We start from the raw sequence: 15924 nt of genomic DNA on the forward strand, positions 1-15924 counted from the left end.
AAGAGGGTCTGAAGAGTGCATTGCTCCACCTATATAAATGGAGACTTATGCTCATCGATACGCCCTAACGTATCAAGATGGGTTGCCCGGACGCTAACCTTTGACTCGCTGAAGGCGGTGATCTACGACTTTGCGCAGGGCCGTGCCGGCGAGGAGCAACGCGCCCGGGTTCCTATAACGACTCAGCCACGCTCCGCAAGTCTGAATCAGCGCGGCTTCGCTCTGCCTGCTTCGATCCGCTCGTGGCGTTCCTGTGCTTCGATGCACAGCTCCGCAGTAGGCCGAGCTAATAGCCGACCTAGTCCGATGGGCTCCCCGCTGTCTCGGCACCACCCGTAAGTACCCTCCTCGATACGCTCCAAGGCCTGATCGACCTTGCGCAATTGCTTGAGTTCTCGATCGCGCAACCGCAGTTCAAGCGTATGCTCTTCTTCGATTGACGCTTTGTCAGAGGGGTCAGCGTGGACCTCGTCCTCTTTAAGCCGAATCTGCATGTCGTACGCGGACGCCAACAGCTGCGCACGAGACTTGATCAAAAGCAGGCGAAAGAACTGCAATTGCCGCTCCGACATGTAATCGCGTTTGGGCGCTTTCAATAGTGCCGCCAGTGTCAATGGATGATCGGCCATTGCTAGCGCTCGGGCCTGTTGAGTGGACGGAATTTTCATAGCCACCTCCTAAATGAGCGGTCACTTGCCCGCCGGCCAATGCGGCCCCCGATTCTCACGGTTGCAGGGGCAGCGATACATCAAGGTGAGGACTACGATCCAACTCGGCTGACGCAATCACATGTTCTGAGGCTTGCGCCAGGGACAGTTCAAGTTTGGACGCAGTCAAATGTTCGGAGACATCGGCCAACAGCAAGGGCAACGATGAGCATGGCCCACGCGTGGCGCCCGCCCCCAGGTTGTACTTCATTATTGGCGCATCACCGGCATAAGTCCCTATGCTGATGATTCGGCCAGTTTCTCCACGCAACAGGAGCCTTGAATTGATCGCATACAAGCGATAAATCCGCCACGGCGACCGCATAGCGTCGCCATGACGTCGCGAATGCGACGACACCGGAGTTTCACTTCGTGTGGGGCCATTGGCGCGTGGCAGCAATTTCACAAAAACGTGCAGCACGCGTGCCAAGAAGCGTTCCAGGATCTTCATGATCATTCGCGCCTTGAATGTAGTCCGGCAATGATGAAGTGCACCGCAACATGCACGCTTGCATCCAGCATACACCTCTAGCGTGTAAATAACGATCTTTGCGTGGCCCCTCGGTGCGAGCTACGCCGATGCCAGTTGAAAACGCTCGAATCTGCCGAGCGTGTCCCTCCACCGCCGCCGTCGACGCCTTGCTGCGCGGTGCGATCCTGGTCCATTTTTGCACCAGCAGCTCGCGCGCTTTTCGGTCGACCTTCAGATGGCTGGCGCTACGCAACGTGCTGGCTAACTCCATAAAGGCGGCCTTCGACTGAAAAGCCGCCATGAATCAGCGTCTGTCAATGGAAACGATCACGCGGCTTACCTTCGATCCAACGAAGCGCGTTGTTAAGTTGCATTGCCAAATCTTCTGCTTGACCATTGGTCAGCGTGAAGACCTTCACCCGCGAAGTGGTGGTGGCACTATTCTCTCCGTGGACACCATTTGTGACATAGTCTATACGCAACATCAGGACATCGCTGGGGCCCGCAAGTGCACCTACCCGAATACTGACGACGCTTTGCGCGTCGCCCTTTGATTTGCTCATGATACGACGCCTCAGACTGGTATGTTGAGCCTTTACAGTATCGCGTGGGTCCGACCTGCAGAACGGCTAAGCAACCGCTGTGACCTTACGTCTGCATTGGCATTTGGATCTAGCAGACCCCCTCTTATCGAGACGCAAGCAACTCGGGAGAGTTGCGTATGGCGCACAGTATCGAGGCTTCAGCCACGAGCTCTCCATCAACAAATGCTTGCCCATGATACTTGCAAATCGCGCGGCTTAACCTCAATGCCTTTACCTCGATGCACAACTGATCTCCAGGGACGACCGGCTTCAAAAACCTTGCATCATCGATCCCAAGAAAATAGTAGACGGCCTTCCCCTGCTCCGGACGTCGCTCATCTCCCTCATCCGCAAAGGAAAACAAAGCTGCCGACTGTGCCATTGCCTCGACAATGAGTACGGCCGGCATGCATTGACCATGGGCGATAAATGGATCATTAGCTGACACATTTTTAGTGGCCGCAATCTTGCTCCGGGGAACAATTTCGACGACATAATCTATTAGGAGCATGGGGTAACGATGCGGGAGGCGCCCCATGATAGATTTGATGTCCAGGTCCATAGCAACCTCTAGTAGTATCACTGGAACCCGTGACTAAGGCATTGATCCAGACATGGATCAAACGCCTAGTATCCCACACACATCCTATCGAGCGACTCTTATCGCGATTGCCTTGGCATCAAGGGGCGCAAGCGGGCAACCCATACGGCGCCCATAATTATGGTAGGGAGTATGGCAATTACGCCTAAGGGCGAGATCGGTCAAAGAAGGCTAATTTACGGGTCAGGTTGAATCAACCCAACAGCGCTGCCGACGTCTCTACGCGCGGCGTCAATTAAACCATTGCGGCACTGGCATCTACGACACCGAAAATAGAATCCGTCTTCGTCATGCTCGGCGTCAGTTTCTCCGGCCTTCGCCTCTACTCCACAATGTCTGCAAATCCACATCTCCCCTCCTGGACATCGATCGGCGGCATCCTCTGCTACTTGAATAAGAGAGCAAGTCGAGCTTTCACGACAGACTCATCAAACGTTCTTTGAACCAACTCTCCGTTAAGAACCTTCTGGCGCGCGTCGTCTGGGAGCTCGTCCCACAAGCAAAGAACCGACGCGCCCAAAAACGCAAGAATGCGCCGATCCGTCTCCTCCAACTCATCTATTGCTAATGATTTAGCTAGCTCAGCAATTTGCGACCCGCCCTCACTATCCCATCGCTCATTGTCAGACTGCTGTGTTGACTTGGTCATATTGGTCTCCCGAAGTCCACGATTAGTGTACAGCTCACCAAATGATTAATTGTTTCAATTAAACGCTAGGGGATAAGGCAGCAAGAGCGCACCGTGAAGAGGTGGCATCCTGCCACAGCAACCTAAGAGGTACCATCATGACATTTCCCACCCGCTTCGCTGCTTCCGTCACCCCAGACGAGCCGGACAAGAAGCAAGCACCCAACCAATCGCAAGACCAGCAAACGCAGCAGCAAAAAGAGGATGCTGCGCGCAAGCAGGCTCAAAGCGATCCGAACAAACAAAGCACCCCCCAATAGCCTAGATCTGGGTTAGGTAACCCGATCCTATGTCCATATTGCCCCCAATCGAAGATAGACCGTAGGTACTAGATCTAATGTTTCTTTGGGGGAGCGCCGAGTGGCAAGGGGCGGGGCACCGTTGTGTGCTGACTCATCGTCTGAACACGAGGGTCGGCAGCAACAGGACATCCTGGTAACTCAAAGCGTCAAAAGCACGTAATGCGAGATGACTGCAATAGACGACATCGAGGTCGTACGAAAAAAGTACTTCTGCTCTTTCTAGGAGCACTCAATGAATAGCCAAAATAGCACCGATTCCCAATCACAACCCCAGGGCAATACATCTCCGGTAACTTCGGATAATGAAGTCAAGAACCTTCCTCAAGGAAGTGGCGAATCGCCAAGTGACGACAGTAATCGTTGGTTTGATTCTGTGCACGCCGCGACGAAGCATAATCTGGAAAGCGCAGCGGACGCCTCAGCCGAATTCGTGCGCGATAATCCATGGAAAATGATAGCTATATGCGCCGCCGCAGTGGTGGCGCTTGGCGTTCTGCTGGGACTACGATAAGGCACCCTTCAATTTGCGAGCGGTTCTGACATCCGCCATTGATGACGATTTGATCGACGCGAATCCAATGCGCAGCTGGACGTATAGGCGCAAAGAGGCACCAAAATCACGAGACAGGATAGACCCGTTTAAACCGGACGAGCGGGCACGAATTCTCTCATGTTGCCCGCCCACTCTTCTCAATCAATGGCAGTTCATGTTTTGGACCCGACTGAGAACGAGCGAGATGGTCGCCCTGAAATGGGGCGAGATCAAGCTACTCGGACCGGCACTGCACACGCTGTCACAACAGAAGGCAACTGCGTTCCTAGCTGGCGGCCCGGTCTTCGCTCATCACACAACCGGGCGTCGATGGGAGGGAGACCAACAGGTCAGAAAATCTACGTTGAAGCGGGTAGCAGGGCCGCATCGAAATTCTCCAGCCCTGAAGTCAATATATGGAAGTTAGTGTCCTTGACCGACAAAAAAAGGGCGGACCGGTTAACCCGTCCGCCCCTGTCCAAGACTTGCTAATTTGGTGGAGCCGGGGGGAATTGAACCGCCGGCAACCCCAAATTGCAAGGGGGAATTTATCCTACGAATCAAGCCTTTACGGACGCGCCCTTCAGGCTTTCTTCTTCGCCGTGCGAATCCCGTGCGAATGCGCCGGCCTTCTGGTAATTCCGGGGAATGAACTTGCCGTAGATTTTAAACACCATCTCAACATCGACGTGCCCGAGCTGGCTAGCCACCCAATAGGGGTTCGCACCGGCCGTCAGAAGTGTGCTGGCGTAGGTGTGTCGCAGCTGATAAGGGTTACGGTATCGGACCCCTGCCCGCTTGCACAGTGGTTGCCATAGACTCTTGCGGAACTGCGCTTCTGATTCCCACGGGGCGTTCTTCCTGGGGTCATGCCAGATCCGGCCGTCAGCCAAAAATGTGTATGCTTTCTGCGCCTGGAGCGCGGCCATGGCATCAGCATCGAGATCCACGTCGCGAACGCCGGCCTCGGTTTTGGGCTTTTTGATGACCTGCTGTACCTTGCCGTCCACCATGCCGGTCACCATGTTGTCCTCGATGCGCATGCGACCGTGCACCCAGTCCGTGCCGGTCCACGGCATAGCCAACATCTCGCCAGGCCTTGGCCCGGCCCTCAGCCAGAATTGGATCATCGGCCGTTCATCTGATCGAGCGGCATTCAATAACGCGGCCACCTCGTCCATGTCGAACGGATCGACAACGTACTCCGACTTCTTGGCAGTCTGCTTAATCAGCTTTTTCAGGGCAATCCGGTTCAACGGGTTGCTCTCGAGCAGCTCGTCATTTACAGCATCGTCCAGGACAGATCGTAAGGGCGTCAGCCGATTGCGCACGCTCTTGCTGGTGACACCCATCCCTGCAATCCATTCTCTCAACATCGAGGGTGTTAGCTCATCGAGCGGAGTGTTCTCCCAGCGAGGCAATAGATAGATCCGAATGGCCTTGTCGTAGCCCAGGAGCGTAGAGGCGGATAGGGTCCCGTTTTCAGCCTGTTTCTCGTACAAAGCCTTCTGACGCTTCAACATAGCCCCCAGAAGTATTTTCCCGCCTGGCCGACCACCATCGTCAGCGGGGTCCAGGCGAGCGGCTCTGGGAGACTCCGGGAAATATGCCCGGTAGCTGAACACGCCGTCTTTGATTTTGCGCCTGATCTCAGCTCGCAAGCCTGCCGCGTAGTCAATATATGACTTGGTGATCCTGCCAGGAGGGAGCAACTCGCGGCACTCTTCCCCCTTATAGCTGAACGCGATCTGCAGCCGCTGGCCATCTTTCAGATCGCGGATCGTTACGCCGCGCGGCGGCTTTGGCTCTGATCCTGCTCGACCCATTTATCCACTTCCTCGGTGTTGATCCACAGGCAACCGTCAGCCGCCTTCTTGTAGTGGACGCCATCCGTCCAGATCCTGCGACGATTTTTAGCATAGATGGCGTCAGGGGTGTCGCCGCTCATCTCGCAGTACTTGGCAAGTTTGACCCATTTCATGACTCACCTCCTTCAGCCCGGTTCAGCGTGGCGGATACCGACCACGCTTCATGACGTCGAAATTGAGATAAAGTTGAACCACAATGCATTGCCCCGTTCCATCTACCACGGAGAGTGTCATGTCGATTGCACGAGTTGTAGTGGCTTCGTTGATGATTGGTTTTGCGGCCAACGTCGTGGCGCAGGAAGATCCGATCTTTCGAGTACACATCGGCGCACCGCCGGGATATCCTGCCGTGTGCAACAGAGTGGATGGACACTCTAACGACTACGAGAGCGACACAAGGACTGTGACCATTGCACAAAACTGGCAATGCAGCCCGGACAGTGATTGCTCCACATGGCGGCTGAGGTTCCAGCGGGTGGACGATACAAACGCACATGGAGGTCGCTGTGCAACGAGACTTTCTTCGACGATAAAAGGTGATGGAGTGTTTTCTGCTCGCCTGTACATTCACTCGAATATCGCGACATCCGACGGGGTATATACGATAAACGCATCTCCAGTGCCATTCGAATCTGAGGAAGAGTTGGACCTGATCGTTGCTAATGTCGAAGAGGGGGTAGCCAAATTTGGTATGCCGGGGCAGGCCTTCGCCGTGCCCCTGGCTGAACTCCAGCAACGCTGGATCGTTGTTACGATGACCAAGAGTGGGAATTCGTGCAACTTGCTCATAGCGAGAGAGGATGGTGCGCCGTCGATCTCGAAGAACAACCTTTATTGCAACCTCAACCCCACTGAGAGTCGAGTGGTCATCAATTCTCGCGCCAGGAACCACGTAAGCGACACCAGTTCGTTTATGACAATTTCGAACGTGAGTTGGGTACCTCAATAGATAGGTGGGCGGATTGCTCATTGCTTCGCCTCCTTGCCCTGCTCGGCTATGGCGGCGTCGTATTCCGCTCGCACGATAGTGATGCGTTCGACGGGAATGGCATTACCACTGGTAAATTTGTCCTTGACCAAACGATACAGTGGGTCAGATTCACGCAAATCCGGATAAAGCTGGTTCCCGTCCTCATCCCACGCTGCTCCGATGTTGCCAAACGCATCGACCAGGTAGGTCATGCCGCTGCGGAATGGGTGGATGGCATCTTGCGCTAGCAGCGGAGTTCCGCAAGCCAGGCCGTAAAGTCTTTCGCGCTCGACGCCAGCAACTTCGGAGGCATGTCGTATAGCAAGATCGCCAAAGGTGTCTTGATAACGATGGGCGAATCCAGTGGGCTCTCGGTCACCCGCCAGGCGCAGCTTGGATATCTCTTCGTTGATCTGCGCAATTTCCGCTTTGTGCGCAATCTCGGTGCACACACAGCAATTAGCGGGATGGGTTCTACCGTGGGTACATTGGTTTGGATTGGCCGTCATGATCATCCCGCTATCCGATGCTGACGAATGCCAGTGACGCCCGGTGGCAAATCTTCCTTTTCCTTAAGGAAAGGCGATTCATGGCCACCGTTGTTGGCCCGGATGTAATCGACCTCGACCTTGGCGCTATTGATGATCACCTGGCCAACGTCGCTGATCGCCTTGGCCTGTTCGACCGTTATCTTCCCAGCCCGCAGATCGGCCAGCGTATCGAACATGGCTTCGCGTAAATCACTGATGTTTCTGGACACGATTAATTCTCCGATTGAGGACGGCGCGGGCGCGGATGACGTCCACGATTTCTTTGGGATAGTTGTGAAGGGTGTTGCGCCGCATGTTGTCGGCCTGGCTGATGCACTCGAGGCGATCGACAGTGATTTCCTCGAGGACGGATGTGCGCATGCCTGGCTTGAAGCAGACAATGTGGCCCTTGGGAATTGGCCCATGCTCGGCCTCCCAGACCACTCGGTGCACGGCCACCCAGCGCCGGACAGGCACCGGATGATCGTCGTTGGTCTTGACCTCGAGGTAGCCATCCTTACTCATACGGGTGGTCCCGATCGGCACGTAGTTATGGCGTGCAGCACCGCACATCTCGCCCTTCTTGAACTGCGTCCGTCGCGAGTTGGGATGGAGTCCCGCGGATCCGGGCTTGCCCTTGTTCCACGGGACGATACCTGGCTGAAACCGGCCGGAGACGCCGAGCGTCCCATCGGTAAGGCGCCCAGAGTGAGGGCCGTTGTAGAAAGATTCGGACTTGGCCAGGCCCAACTTCCTGGCTTTGCCATAGACCTGGGAAATTGGACGGCCCAGCGCAGCGGCGATCGCAGCGCCGGGCATGTCAGCATAGAAGCGCTTGAGCACCTTGATTTCGGTGTCTGTCCAAGGTTTACGAGTCATGCCGCGGCCCCTGCACCGTTCATGCGTGCAGCTTTCGCCGCAACAACGTACGCATGTTCTGACTCCGCCAAGGTCTCCGTGTCCAGCAAGCCGAGAATCGTATCGATGACGCTGGCCGTGTTCGCCAGGATGTGGCGGTCGTCATCACTGAGTACCGCCGGCGCGCGGTAGGCATTGAGCACGGTGGCCGCTTGCTCAAGCACAGCCTGCTCCTCGAGGAAACGCCGATCTCCCTGGATACACAAGCTGACCACGTTGAGAATGTCTGCGACATCGTCCCGTGCATCAGACGATGGATATACAAACAGCCGAGCTAAGGCCGTGTGCATATCCATGCTGATGCGATCGCACGACCGCCCCAAGAGCGGCGTTCGCTTCGGGTAGCGCGGCACGCCGCGCTTAATACGCCTGGCCTTGCGGTGCGGGTTGCTCATATCAAGCCGCCTCCGCCGCCTGCAGATCCTGGATGGCAAAGTACACGTCCATGCAGCCTTTCACGTCGGTCATGGCGCTGTGCGCGTTCTCCAGCGGCTTGCCGGTGAAGTGCAGCACCGCCTCGCTCAGGTTGGCGGTCTTGTAATGATTCCGGCCGGCGGCGACCATCTTGGCCGTGGGGGGGCATTTCACGATCGGCGTGGCCAGGCGTGCGGTACATTCTGCGGCTCCCCCCTTCCAGGCCTCGAGCTCGCCTTCCAGCTCGCCCGCTCGATGCTGGGCGATGCGGATGATGCGAGCGTCGAACTGTTCGTTGTGGGCAATGCGACGGCTGCACGCTGACCACATCTCGAGAAACAGAGACAGGGCCAGCGACTCGGGCACACCCAGCGCGGCTGCACGCTCAGTCGTGATGCCATGGACAGCTGCGACCGCGTCTGGGATCTCCCAACCATCCGGGCGGACGATCACATCGAGGCTGGCCAACGTTTCGCGGGTGTCCAGATCCACCAATGCAGCTGCCAACTGCACAATGTGAGGCTGGCCAGGATCCTCGGATGGCGCGCTAAAAATCGGCAGACCCGAGGTTTCTGTGTCGTAAAAGAGAGCGGTATTCATGGTGGTCCTTTCGTGAGGCGGTCGGCGGATCAGGCGGTTTTTTGCAATGGCTGTGCGCCGATATGGCCCTGCTCTACCCAATAAACGGTGAATGCATCGCTGGGCGCCGCGGGCGCGGTTTTGAGCGTGCCAAGCAACAGAACGGTGTCGATGTCCCCGTCGGCGGCGATCGCGTCGAGCAGGCCCAAGGCCTCCGATCGGCCGGCCAGGTCGAGATGGTCAAAGCGATCAAGGATCACGCAGCGCAGGCCAGATAGAAATGCGATCGCCAGGGCCAGCAGCGCATCGGCACGCCACTGTTCCGATTCCGACAGCAGACGATACGGACGGCCTCCGGCCGTGATGGCCATGTCGCCGTCGATCTGCACTGCACGCCAGCCAGCGCAATCGGACATGGACAGCAGCTCGTCATTGAACGGCTTGAGTGCCTTGGCCAGAATCTCGCCGGGGATGCCGTCGGGCGACAACGCGCTGCCGATCGCATCCCATGCCATGACCTCGGCGTGGTACGAGGCGGCGTTCTGCGTGCGCTGGTCTGCGCTGACGGCGGCGCGCTTGGCCTCGAGGAGCTTATCGACGCGGGCGCGCAGTTCCTGACGTTCGCCATGCAGGCTGGCCAGGTTTGTGCGGATCGTTGCCACATCGCTTTCAGAGATCGCCTCGGGTGCGGCGCTGCCGCTCTGTTGCTCTGCAGCAGCTTCAGCTGCAGCGATATCGCGCCGCGTGTTCTCAACCGCACGAGCAGACAGATCCCGCGCTTCGATGGCCTTGGGCAGCGCGGCAGACGACTCGGCGTCGCCTACGGCGTCTAATGCGCCGTACTGGAGCTCGTAGGCATTCAAGGCTTTCAACGCAGCACGGTCGCCGTCGTCCGCCATCTCCGATTTGATTCCGATGGCCTTGCTGGCCAGATGATCGAGACCTCTTGCCAGGTCATGCACCAACCCGTCACGTGGCCCGGTACCGGCCTTGGCCTGCAACTCTTCGACCTTTCTCGTCCACGTCGCCAGATCCTGCTGATCACACTCGAGTTTGGCGCGCAGCGCACTCACCCGCCCTGCCCGCTCCTTCAGGCTGGCCAACTGATCCTTCTGCGCTTGAAAGGCCTTGAGCTTCTGTTCCATGCCGCCTAGTGACTTCGCGACGATCTCGGCACGGCGTTCAACGCCGGCGAGCTCGGCCTGCGCTGCGTCCACCGCCGCTTGGTCGTAGGAAGGAACATCGGCCTGCCAGCTCTCGCCCTTTTGGCTGCCCCAGGTTTCACTGGTCACGCCCCGCCAGGCGCCCTTAGCCTCGGTCGCCTGCTTTTTCGCGAACTCGGCGCCGGCGGAAAAGCCGCTGCGCAAGATGGGTTTCATCTGCGTCACCAACGCCTTGTCGCACCCTCGCTCGAGTAGCTTGCGCTCGATCTCGTCAGGCGTAGCGCGAGTGCCGGTCAGAGTAAACAACAGCTGGCGGCGCTCGTCGGGCTTTGCCGCTGCGAACAGCTCAGGCGACAGCACGTAGGGCAACGCGGGACTGGTCGGCACAGCATCCTCACCAGAACGCTTACCACTGGGCAGCGCAATCGACACTGGTGCACCGTCCACTTCGACCTCAACGGCGGCCAGCTTGGTGCCCTCGTGCACGACCAGGCCGAGTTCCTTTTTCAAGGTCACGCGATCGGCGGCACCGAACAGGGCAGCGCGTACCGCGTCCGCAATGGTGGACTTGCCCGCGCCATTGTGGCCAGTGATAAACGCCACGGGTGTGGGCAGCGGCAGATCCGCTGCTGCAATGCCCTGAAAATTCGAGATAGATAGATTGGTCAAGCGCATGGCGTCAGGCCTCCGCGTCAGCCGGTTCAACCAGGCCATCGACAAACTGGCGGAAACTTTCGAACGCCCGGCCCTTCAGGCCGCTGTCGCTGCCCTTGGCATAGATTTGAATCAGGCGGCTTTGAATAGTGCGCAACGCATCCTCGCGGCTGTCGGCCGAAGCGTGGGATGACAACGGGCTGCTGCTGTACTGGCCATTGATGTTATTGAGCTCGACGGCGTACAACCATTTCCCGTTCTCGAGCTCAATCAACTCAATGATCACGGAATGCTTCAGACGAGACCATTCGATGGTGAGATCTGGATCTGCCTCATAAACGCCATTCTCGTTGGGCAGTTCGCCAGCGACTGTGCGCACAGGTTCGCTGTCTTCGTGGTAAGCCTTCCAGCCCTTAACCCACTGAATGCAGAGCTGGCCATCCATGACCGGGCACGCCGACTCTGGCTGGCCTTCAGATCCAGCGGCATAGCCATCGTTCCAAGCCTGGTCCAGATCCTCTTTCGTAGGGCCCTGAGGTCCCTCGAGTTGCGGCATATCCCGGAACTCAGCATCGACCACGTCATCGTCGTCCTGGTCGTCCATGCCGTCGCCGTCCTCATCGGTGTACTCGTTGCCGAGATCCATGGAGCGCTGATCGCTCTCACCGCGCACAGCACCCATCCCACTGGTGTGGGTCTGGCTATCGGCCACGACGATCAAGACGGCCTTGCCCTGCGAGTCGTACAACTCGTGCAGCGATTCGGCGCCGCGGCCGACCTTGATCACGCATTTGGCACCGTCTTTGATCGTCACTTGCTCGAGGTCGCCTTGCACGACCGTGCGGCCTTCGCTGGCGATCAGGTGGACGGCCATCTTGATGTTGTACTCAACGCGATCGCGCAGGCGGTCAATGATGTCGTCCTGCTTGGCCTGCGACAGCTTCGGCCAGGTGTCGGGCAGCAGCTTCAGTTCTTGAACGAGAGCAGATAAGAGATCTTTGCCGATGGTGGTCGCGGTCATTTCGCGAGGATCTTGGTGTGTCATGTTGTGGGGCTCCGGGTGGGATGAAGTGGGGGCTTATTCGGGCGCCGCCATACGGCGGCGTTGCGTGGTCCGCGGTGCTTGCTGCTGTTCGACGGGATCAGCCTGCGTCGTTTGTGCCGGGCGGGCCATAGCGATACGACGCTGCTGATAGATTTCATGTAGTCGTGCGCGCGCGGCGGCGTCTGCCACTCCCTCAATGGAATCGGCGGCGATCTCAAGCACCTGCAGATCCTTGGCGGCATTGAGCTGAGCCGCGACCTTCACGGGATCCAGGCCCGGATCATCGTCCGCTGGAGCATCCTGCCCTTCGTCTGCAGGGGCGGCCACTGTCGCGCCCTGCGCCGGGTTACCGGCCTCGGCTTTCGCCTGCTCTGGGGAGGAGTTCAGTACTTCGCCAGTTTCTGGATCGATGCTGTCGTCGGCACCGTCAACGCCGTCCTCATCGCCGGTCGGGATAACCGTAAACTCGCCATCGATCGTGTTGATATCCAGCTCTTGCGACACGCCGCGTGTCGTCAGATCGTCCAGTGCCGAGGCAGTGGCCAACTCGATACTGACCGGCAGGTATTTAAAGAGACGACGCAACACCGTCTTGCGGCCCATTTCAACAAAGTGCTGACCCCACACGCTGCCAGCCTTGTCTTTGGCGAACTTGTAGTTCTGGCTCTCGTCGCGGATCTTCTCGACCTGGGCACGGCTCATGACCTCAAAGGCATGGCCACCGTCTTTGAGCTTGGCCACCGCGTAAAAAGCGATGACCTTGCCGCGTTCACCCATCGCAGGACGGTGGTCGAGGCGTTCATCCAGGCCATAGGCATAGTCGAACTTGTCGTGTTCGCACACCTCGTGCGCGGCGATGCTTACGACCTGGCCGGAACGGCGCGACAGGTCGATCAGGCCTTTGTAGCCCAGTACGATCTGGACCTCGGTGACTCCCTTCTTGCGGTTATCGAATGGGATCAGATAGGCATGGCCCAGCGGCGTATTGGGCTCCAGACCCAACTGCGAGCACTGCACCACGCCACCGAGCAGCGACTCCAGCGTGCAGTTCATCAGCTTGGGCGTCGTGCGCATTGCGCCCAGCGCAATCTTCAGCATGCGATCGGGGCTGACGTGCTTGGGCAGCACCGCGGCAAGCGTGCTTTTCTGGCTTTCGAAAAACGTTTTGATCGTGCCGGCGCCGACCTGTTTGGCGACCATCTTGGACGTCTGTTTCAGGTTGGCAATTGAGGTGGTGTTGTCGGACATTGATGGCTCCAGGAATTACTCGTGAAAGATGCAGCTGTTCCAACGGGCGCAATACTTCTTGCTGCACAACACGCTGGAGGGGTTGGGAGGAAAAAGGCCGGTACGAAACATCGACGCGGCGTGCTCGATGAGGCCGGGTTCTGAATCGGTACCGACCATGACGCGGCGCGCGTCGAATACCTTGCTGACGGCGGTGTCTGTGCTGCCGCTGGTGGACAGTGCGATGATCTGAGCCCCAGCGGTACGCAAACCCTTGGTCGCGTCGTACATGAGCTGATAGGTACCGGTCTGAGGTGATCGGCCGTGGATGTTGGCCTCGCCTTTCGTGACCACGCGCAGGCCCGTTTTGATGTCAGGTATCACGACGCCTTCGCCGGTTTCGGCCACGCGCGCCCGGTCCATCGATCCTGTGAGGCGCACGGTCATGCCGCCACCACAATCGATATCCAACGGATTGAGCTGGGTTTCGACGTCGATGAAATCGAACTGCGGCGCCACGTCGGCGCAGTAGCGAACCAGCAAGGGCAGCGCAATGCGTTCGGCCTGGCTGATCGAGATCCCGTCTGAGGTCTGGTCAACCTCGAAACCAGGATCTTTCAGTGTGTCCACCAGTACGCCGGCCGCATCGTCCGGGGTGCACGGCGTGCCATCCAACCGCGCGCGATCAAACGCAGCGGTACCGGCGTGCACAGCAGTGCCGAGCAAGGCGCGCATACCGGAGGGTTTACGAATACCCAGGATGTGCACTCCTTCCCAGGCATGTGCGCAGTCGAACAAAGAACCCCAGCTGCTGGCGCGGACAGTGAATACGCTAGATTGCATGTTCGATGTCCTCTCAGCGTGCGGCATAGGCCGCGTTGTCGCCGGCCGCTTTGGCTTGGGCCTGGCTATCGAGGGTCGGCCCGATAACGCCGGTACCGATGCACAGACCAACGGTGGCGCAGCTCACAGCCCAGGCCGCGACAATGGCGTCACGGTGGTCAGCTAGGAATTTGAAGACGCGGCCGATCATGCCTGTTCCCCCTTGGCCTTAGCGATGGCGGCACGCAAACCATCTAGATCGGGATCTCCCACGCCAGCCCAGTCGGTCAACTTGGACAACCAAGCCGAGTGCTTCTCGAGCTGCTCGAGCAATTCAGGCGCGGCGGTGATCAGGTGGGCAGTGGCCTCCAATTCTGGGGAGCGTTCGTCGTCTTCCATGCGCCACACAACCAACGCGAAGCCGGAGTGCTCTGGGCTGTTGATTTCGACCCATCCACCCTCACTACCGACGAGCTCGGAGAACGGAACAGGATCAAATCCAAGCGACCATGGCCCGATAACGTGCCTGGGGTTTTCTTGTGTCATTGCTTTGGCTCAATCAAAGGGTGTGTGCTGATCTGCCGCGACGGCAGACACGCGAATTTCACGGTGTGGGCTTGGAAGATGACCAGGCGCGACTCGCAGTCAGCCTGTGAGGCAAACCGCTCAATCACCATCACCGGCGGGCGGTTATGGCTCGGCGGAATGAAAGCCATCAACACCCAGATCGTCACGGCCGTCATACCAAGCCCCCGAGCTCGAGGCGGCAGATCTCCCCTGCCCTTTCGGCCTGCTCTTTCGTGAACATCCCGAAATGGCAGATAGAGCGCGAGATCCCCAGGACTTCAGCGAGCCATGCGTAAGCGCGGCTGCGATCGCCGCCAAAGCGGCTTACCAGCAAACGCTGAAACGGGGCCTTGCTATGCTTGCGTGCATTGGTAGTCGCACGATCCGCCATCAGACCCAGCGGCAAATCAGTGTCCGGATGCAGGCCGATGTACGCCTGGCATTGCGTGCAGCGATACACGAACGGCCAGTCGCCATACGAGCGGCCGTTGTAGATCACGCTGTTGTCGCTGAGCCGCACCGGACCGCCGCAGCAGTGGCACGACTTCGGCGGTTCGATGCGATCGCGCACTCGAGCAAGCGCACGGCGAGAGACATGAGGAAGTGGCGCGGGCGCCTGCAGCTTGTTCTTGCTGCGGCTACGTGGGTCGATACCCAGCACTTGGATAGTCATGCTTTGCCCCTGAAATGAGTCATGACGCGATCGCCCAACAGGGCGAGAGGAAATGCGGCAACAAGGCCGGATACGATGAAAGTCAGCGTGGCGATCACTGGAGTACCTCCAGGTCCTCGGCAGTCATGTTGGTGAGCAGCTGCCGTGCGCGTTTGACGAGCTCGGTTTTCAGCTCGGCAATGCCCGGTTCGCCCCGTTTGCGATCGAATGGCCAACTGCTCATGCAGACCAACGCGACTTGGCCCATGGTGACGGCGCCGATATCGCTGAACGTCTCGGCCCACCACTCGAGATCCTCGCCATAGGCGCGAGTGATGCGGCCGGCGAATAGGTCATAGATCGGGCCCAGGATGCACTCGTCATCGGGCTTGGAAACTGCGGTGTCGTCAGCCTGGTCGGCTTCACCGACGCGGGCGGCGTCATCTGGTAAGGCTGCTAGGTTGGTGTGCATTTCTTTCTCCCTGCCCGGCGGTTGTGATGGGCTTGGGAGAAAGTATAGAAAAACTAGACTTTATGTGTCAAGAAAATCTAGACAATGGCTAGAGAATCTTGACTAGAGCAAACCCTGATGCGGCACACATCCAACAAAAAGCCGCTCAGCGGCGGGC

General features: G+C 58.2%; 25 protein-coding genes. 4 read left to right on the top strand and 21 right to left on the bottom strand.

From position 1 onward, the window contains the following. Positions 1-206 precede the first annotated feature (206 nt). The 5 genes from dksA to ACNA0J_RS11280 all read right to left on the bottom strand — a co-directional run bounded on the left by dksA (position 207) and on the right by ACNA0J_RS11280 (position 3013). Positions 207-668, bottom strand: a complete 462-nt coding sequence (dksA, locus tag ACNA0J_RS11260) for an RNA polymerase-binding protein DksA (RefSeq protein WP_415818953.1) — start codon at positions 666-668, stop codon at positions 207-209. 55 nt (positions 669-723) lie between these two features. Next, complete coding sequence (locus ACNA0J_RS11265) at positions 724-1158, bottom strand: hypothetical protein (RefSeq protein WP_415818954.1); 435 nt, start codon at positions 1156-1158, stop codon at positions 724-726. 335 nt (positions 1159-1493) lie between these two features. Continuing rightward, complete coding sequence (locus ACNA0J_RS11270) at positions 1494-1742, bottom strand: hypothetical protein (RefSeq protein ID WP_094837631.1); 249 nt, start codon at positions 1740-1742, stop codon at positions 1494-1496. A gap of 124 nt (positions 1743-1866) precedes the next feature. Beyond that, positions 1867-2325 (bottom strand): 3-hydroxyacyl-ACP dehydratase FabZ, encoded by a 459-nt coding sequence (gene fabZ, locus ACNA0J_RS11275; RefSeq protein ID WP_415818955.1) that lies wholly within the window; start codon positions 2323-2325, stop codon positions 1867-1869. A gap of 424 nt (positions 2326-2749) precedes the next feature. Beyond that, on the bottom strand, positions 2750-3013 hold the full coding sequence (locus ACNA0J_RS11280; RefSeq protein WP_094837629.1) for a hypothetical protein: 264 nt from the start codon (positions 3011-3013) through the stop codon (positions 2750-2752). A 137-nt stretch (positions 3014-3150) separates the two neighbouring features. Here ACNA0J_RS11280 and ACNA0J_RS11285 point away from each other — a divergent pair, with 137 nt between their 5' ends. Further along, positions 3151-3312: a hypothetical protein gene (locus ACNA0J_RS11285; RefSeq protein WP_179266633.1), complete on the top strand. Its 162-nt coding sequence runs from the start codon at positions 3151-3153 to the stop codon at positions 3310-3312. 274 nt (positions 3313-3586) lie between these two features. Further along, the gene (locus ACNA0J_RS11290; protein WP_415818956.1) at positions 3587-3865 is read left to right on the top strand and encodes a hypothetical protein; all 279 of its coding nucleotides are present in this window, start codon (positions 3587-3589) and stop codon (positions 3863-3865) included. Here the strand turns inward: ACNA0J_RS11290 and ACNA0J_RS11295 are convergent. The 3 genes from ACNA0J_RS11295 to xisR all read right to left on the bottom strand — a co-directional run bounded on the left by ACNA0J_RS11295 (position 3857) and on the right by xisR (position 5867). Beyond that, positions 3857-4039, bottom strand: a complete 183-nt coding sequence (locus tag ACNA0J_RS11295) for a PmbA/TldA family metallopeptidase (protein WP_373558285.1) — start codon at positions 4037-4039, stop codon at positions 3857-3859. The genes ACNA0J_RS11290 and ACNA0J_RS11295 overlap by 9 nt on opposite strands. 407 nt (positions 4040-4446) lie before the next feature. After that, positions 4447-5712 carry an Arm DNA-binding domain-containing protein gene (locus tag ACNA0J_RS11300; protein WP_415818957.1) on the bottom strand — a complete coding sequence of 422 codons (1266 nt, stop codon included), beginning with the start codon at positions 5710-5712 and terminating at the stop codon, positions 4447-4449. Then, positions 5670-5867: an excisionase family protein gene (gene xisR, locus ACNA0J_RS11305; RefSeq protein WP_415818958.1), complete on the bottom strand. Its 198-nt coding sequence runs from the start codon at positions 5865-5867 to the stop codon at positions 5670-5672. The genes ACNA0J_RS11300 and xisR overlap by 43 nt, the downstream gene beginning before the upstream one ends. A gap of 119 nt (positions 5868-5986) precedes the next feature. Here xisR and ACNA0J_RS11310 point away from each other — a divergent pair, with 119 nt between their 5' ends. Then, entirely contained in the window at positions 5987-6703 is a 717-nt protein-coding gene (locus ACNA0J_RS11310) for a hypothetical protein (protein WP_415818959.1), read from the top strand. A 17-nt stretch (positions 6704-6720) separates the two neighbouring features. Here the strand turns inward: ACNA0J_RS11310 and ACNA0J_RS11315 are convergent, their stop codons facing one another. Genes ACNA0J_RS11315 through ACNA0J_RS11355 form a run of 9 tightly spaced genes read right to left on the bottom strand, consistent with a single transcriptional unit; the run spans position 6721 to position 14097 of the window. After that, the gene (locus ACNA0J_RS11315) at positions 6721-7239 is read right to left on the bottom strand and encodes a hypothetical protein (protein ID WP_415818960.1); all 519 of its coding nucleotides are present in this window, start codon (positions 7237-7239) and stop codon (positions 6721-6723) included. Further along, complete coding sequence (locus ACNA0J_RS11320; protein ID WP_415818961.1) at positions 7236-7484, bottom strand: hypothetical protein; 249 nt, start codon at positions 7482-7484, stop codon at positions 7236-7238. Before ACNA0J_RS11320 ends, ACNA0J_RS11315 begins: the two co-directional genes overlap by 4 nt. Next, positions 7465-8133 carry an HNH endonuclease signature motif containing protein gene (locus ACNA0J_RS11325; protein ID WP_415818962.1) on the bottom strand — a complete coding sequence of 223 codons (669 nt, stop codon included), beginning with the start codon at positions 8131-8133 and terminating at the stop codon, positions 7465-7467. Before ACNA0J_RS11325 ends, ACNA0J_RS11320 begins: the two co-directional genes overlap by 20 nt. Then, positions 8130-8567, bottom strand: coding sequence for a hypothetical protein (locus ACNA0J_RS11330; RefSeq protein ID WP_415818963.1), 438 nt, complete (start codon positions 8565-8567; stop codon positions 8130-8132). The genes ACNA0J_RS11325 and ACNA0J_RS11330 overlap by 4 nt, the downstream gene beginning before the upstream one ends. A gap of 1 nt (position 8568) precedes the next feature. Next, positions 8569-9186 (bottom strand): 3'-5' exonuclease, encoded by a 618-nt coding sequence (locus ACNA0J_RS11335; protein ID WP_415818964.1) that lies wholly within the window; start codon positions 9184-9186, stop codon positions 8569-8571. A gap of 29 nt (positions 9187-9215) precedes the next feature. Continuing rightward, on the bottom strand, positions 9216-11003 hold the full coding sequence (locus tag ACNA0J_RS11340) for an AAA family ATPase (RefSeq protein WP_415818965.1): 1788 nt from the start codon (positions 11001-11003) through the stop codon (positions 9216-9218). Positions 11004-11007: 4 nt separating this feature from the next. After that, a complete protein-coding gene (locus ACNA0J_RS11345) occupies positions 11008-12027 on the bottom strand; it encodes a ribosome modulation factor (protein ID WP_415818966.1) in 1020 nt (339 codons plus the stop codon). Between the two features lie 33 nt (positions 12028-12060). Next, positions 12061-13275, bottom strand: coding sequence for a recombination protein RecT (gene recT / locus ACNA0J_RS11350; protein ID WP_415818967.1), 1215 nt, complete (start codon positions 13273-13275; stop codon positions 12061-12063). A 15-nt stretch (positions 13276-13290) separates the two neighbouring features. After that, the gene (locus ACNA0J_RS11355; protein WP_415818968.1) at positions 13291-14097 is read right to left on the bottom strand and encodes a RecB family exonuclease; all 807 of its coding nucleotides are present in this window, start codon (positions 14095-14097) and stop codon (positions 13291-13293) included. Between ACNA0J_RS11355 and ACNA0J_RS11360 the strand changes: the two genes are divergently transcribed. Continuing rightward, positions 14096-14263: a hypothetical protein gene (locus ACNA0J_RS11360; RefSeq protein WP_415818969.1), complete on the top strand. Its 168-nt coding sequence runs from the start codon at positions 14096-14098 to the stop codon at positions 14261-14263. The two genes, ACNA0J_RS11355 and ACNA0J_RS11360, sit on opposite strands and share 2 nt — an antisense overlap. Before the next feature lie 20 nt (positions 14264-14283). Here the strand turns inward: ACNA0J_RS11360 and ACNA0J_RS11365 are convergent, their stop codons facing one another. From ACNA0J_RS11365 to ACNA0J_RS11380, 4 genes are all read right to left on the bottom strand, one after another. Then, positions 14284-14622, bottom strand: coding sequence for a hypothetical protein (locus ACNA0J_RS11365; RefSeq protein WP_415818970.1), 339 nt, complete (start codon positions 14620-14622; stop codon positions 14284-14286). Then, complete coding sequence (locus tag ACNA0J_RS11370; RefSeq protein ID WP_415818971.1) at positions 14619-14819, bottom strand: hypothetical protein; 201 nt, start codon at positions 14817-14819, stop codon at positions 14619-14621. Before ACNA0J_RS11370 ends, ACNA0J_RS11365 begins: the two co-directional genes overlap by 4 nt. Then, positions 14816-15316, bottom strand: coding sequence for a zinc-finger-containing protein (locus ACNA0J_RS11375; RefSeq protein ID WP_415818972.1), 501 nt, complete (start codon positions 15314-15316; stop codon positions 14816-14818). The genes ACNA0J_RS11370 and ACNA0J_RS11375 overlap by 4 nt, the downstream gene beginning before the upstream one ends. Positions 15317-15410: 94 nt before the next feature. Beyond that, complete coding sequence (locus ACNA0J_RS11380; RefSeq protein ID WP_415818973.1) at positions 15411-15767, bottom strand: hypothetical protein; 357 nt, start codon at positions 15765-15767, stop codon at positions 15411-15413. Positions 15768-15924 lie beyond the last annotated feature (157 nt).

The organism is Bordetella tumbae (assembly GCF_965139195.1).
GTDB classification, from domain to species: Bacteria; Pseudomonadota; Gammaproteobacteria; order Burkholderiales; family Burkholderiaceae_B; genus Bordetella_A; species Bordetella_A tumbae.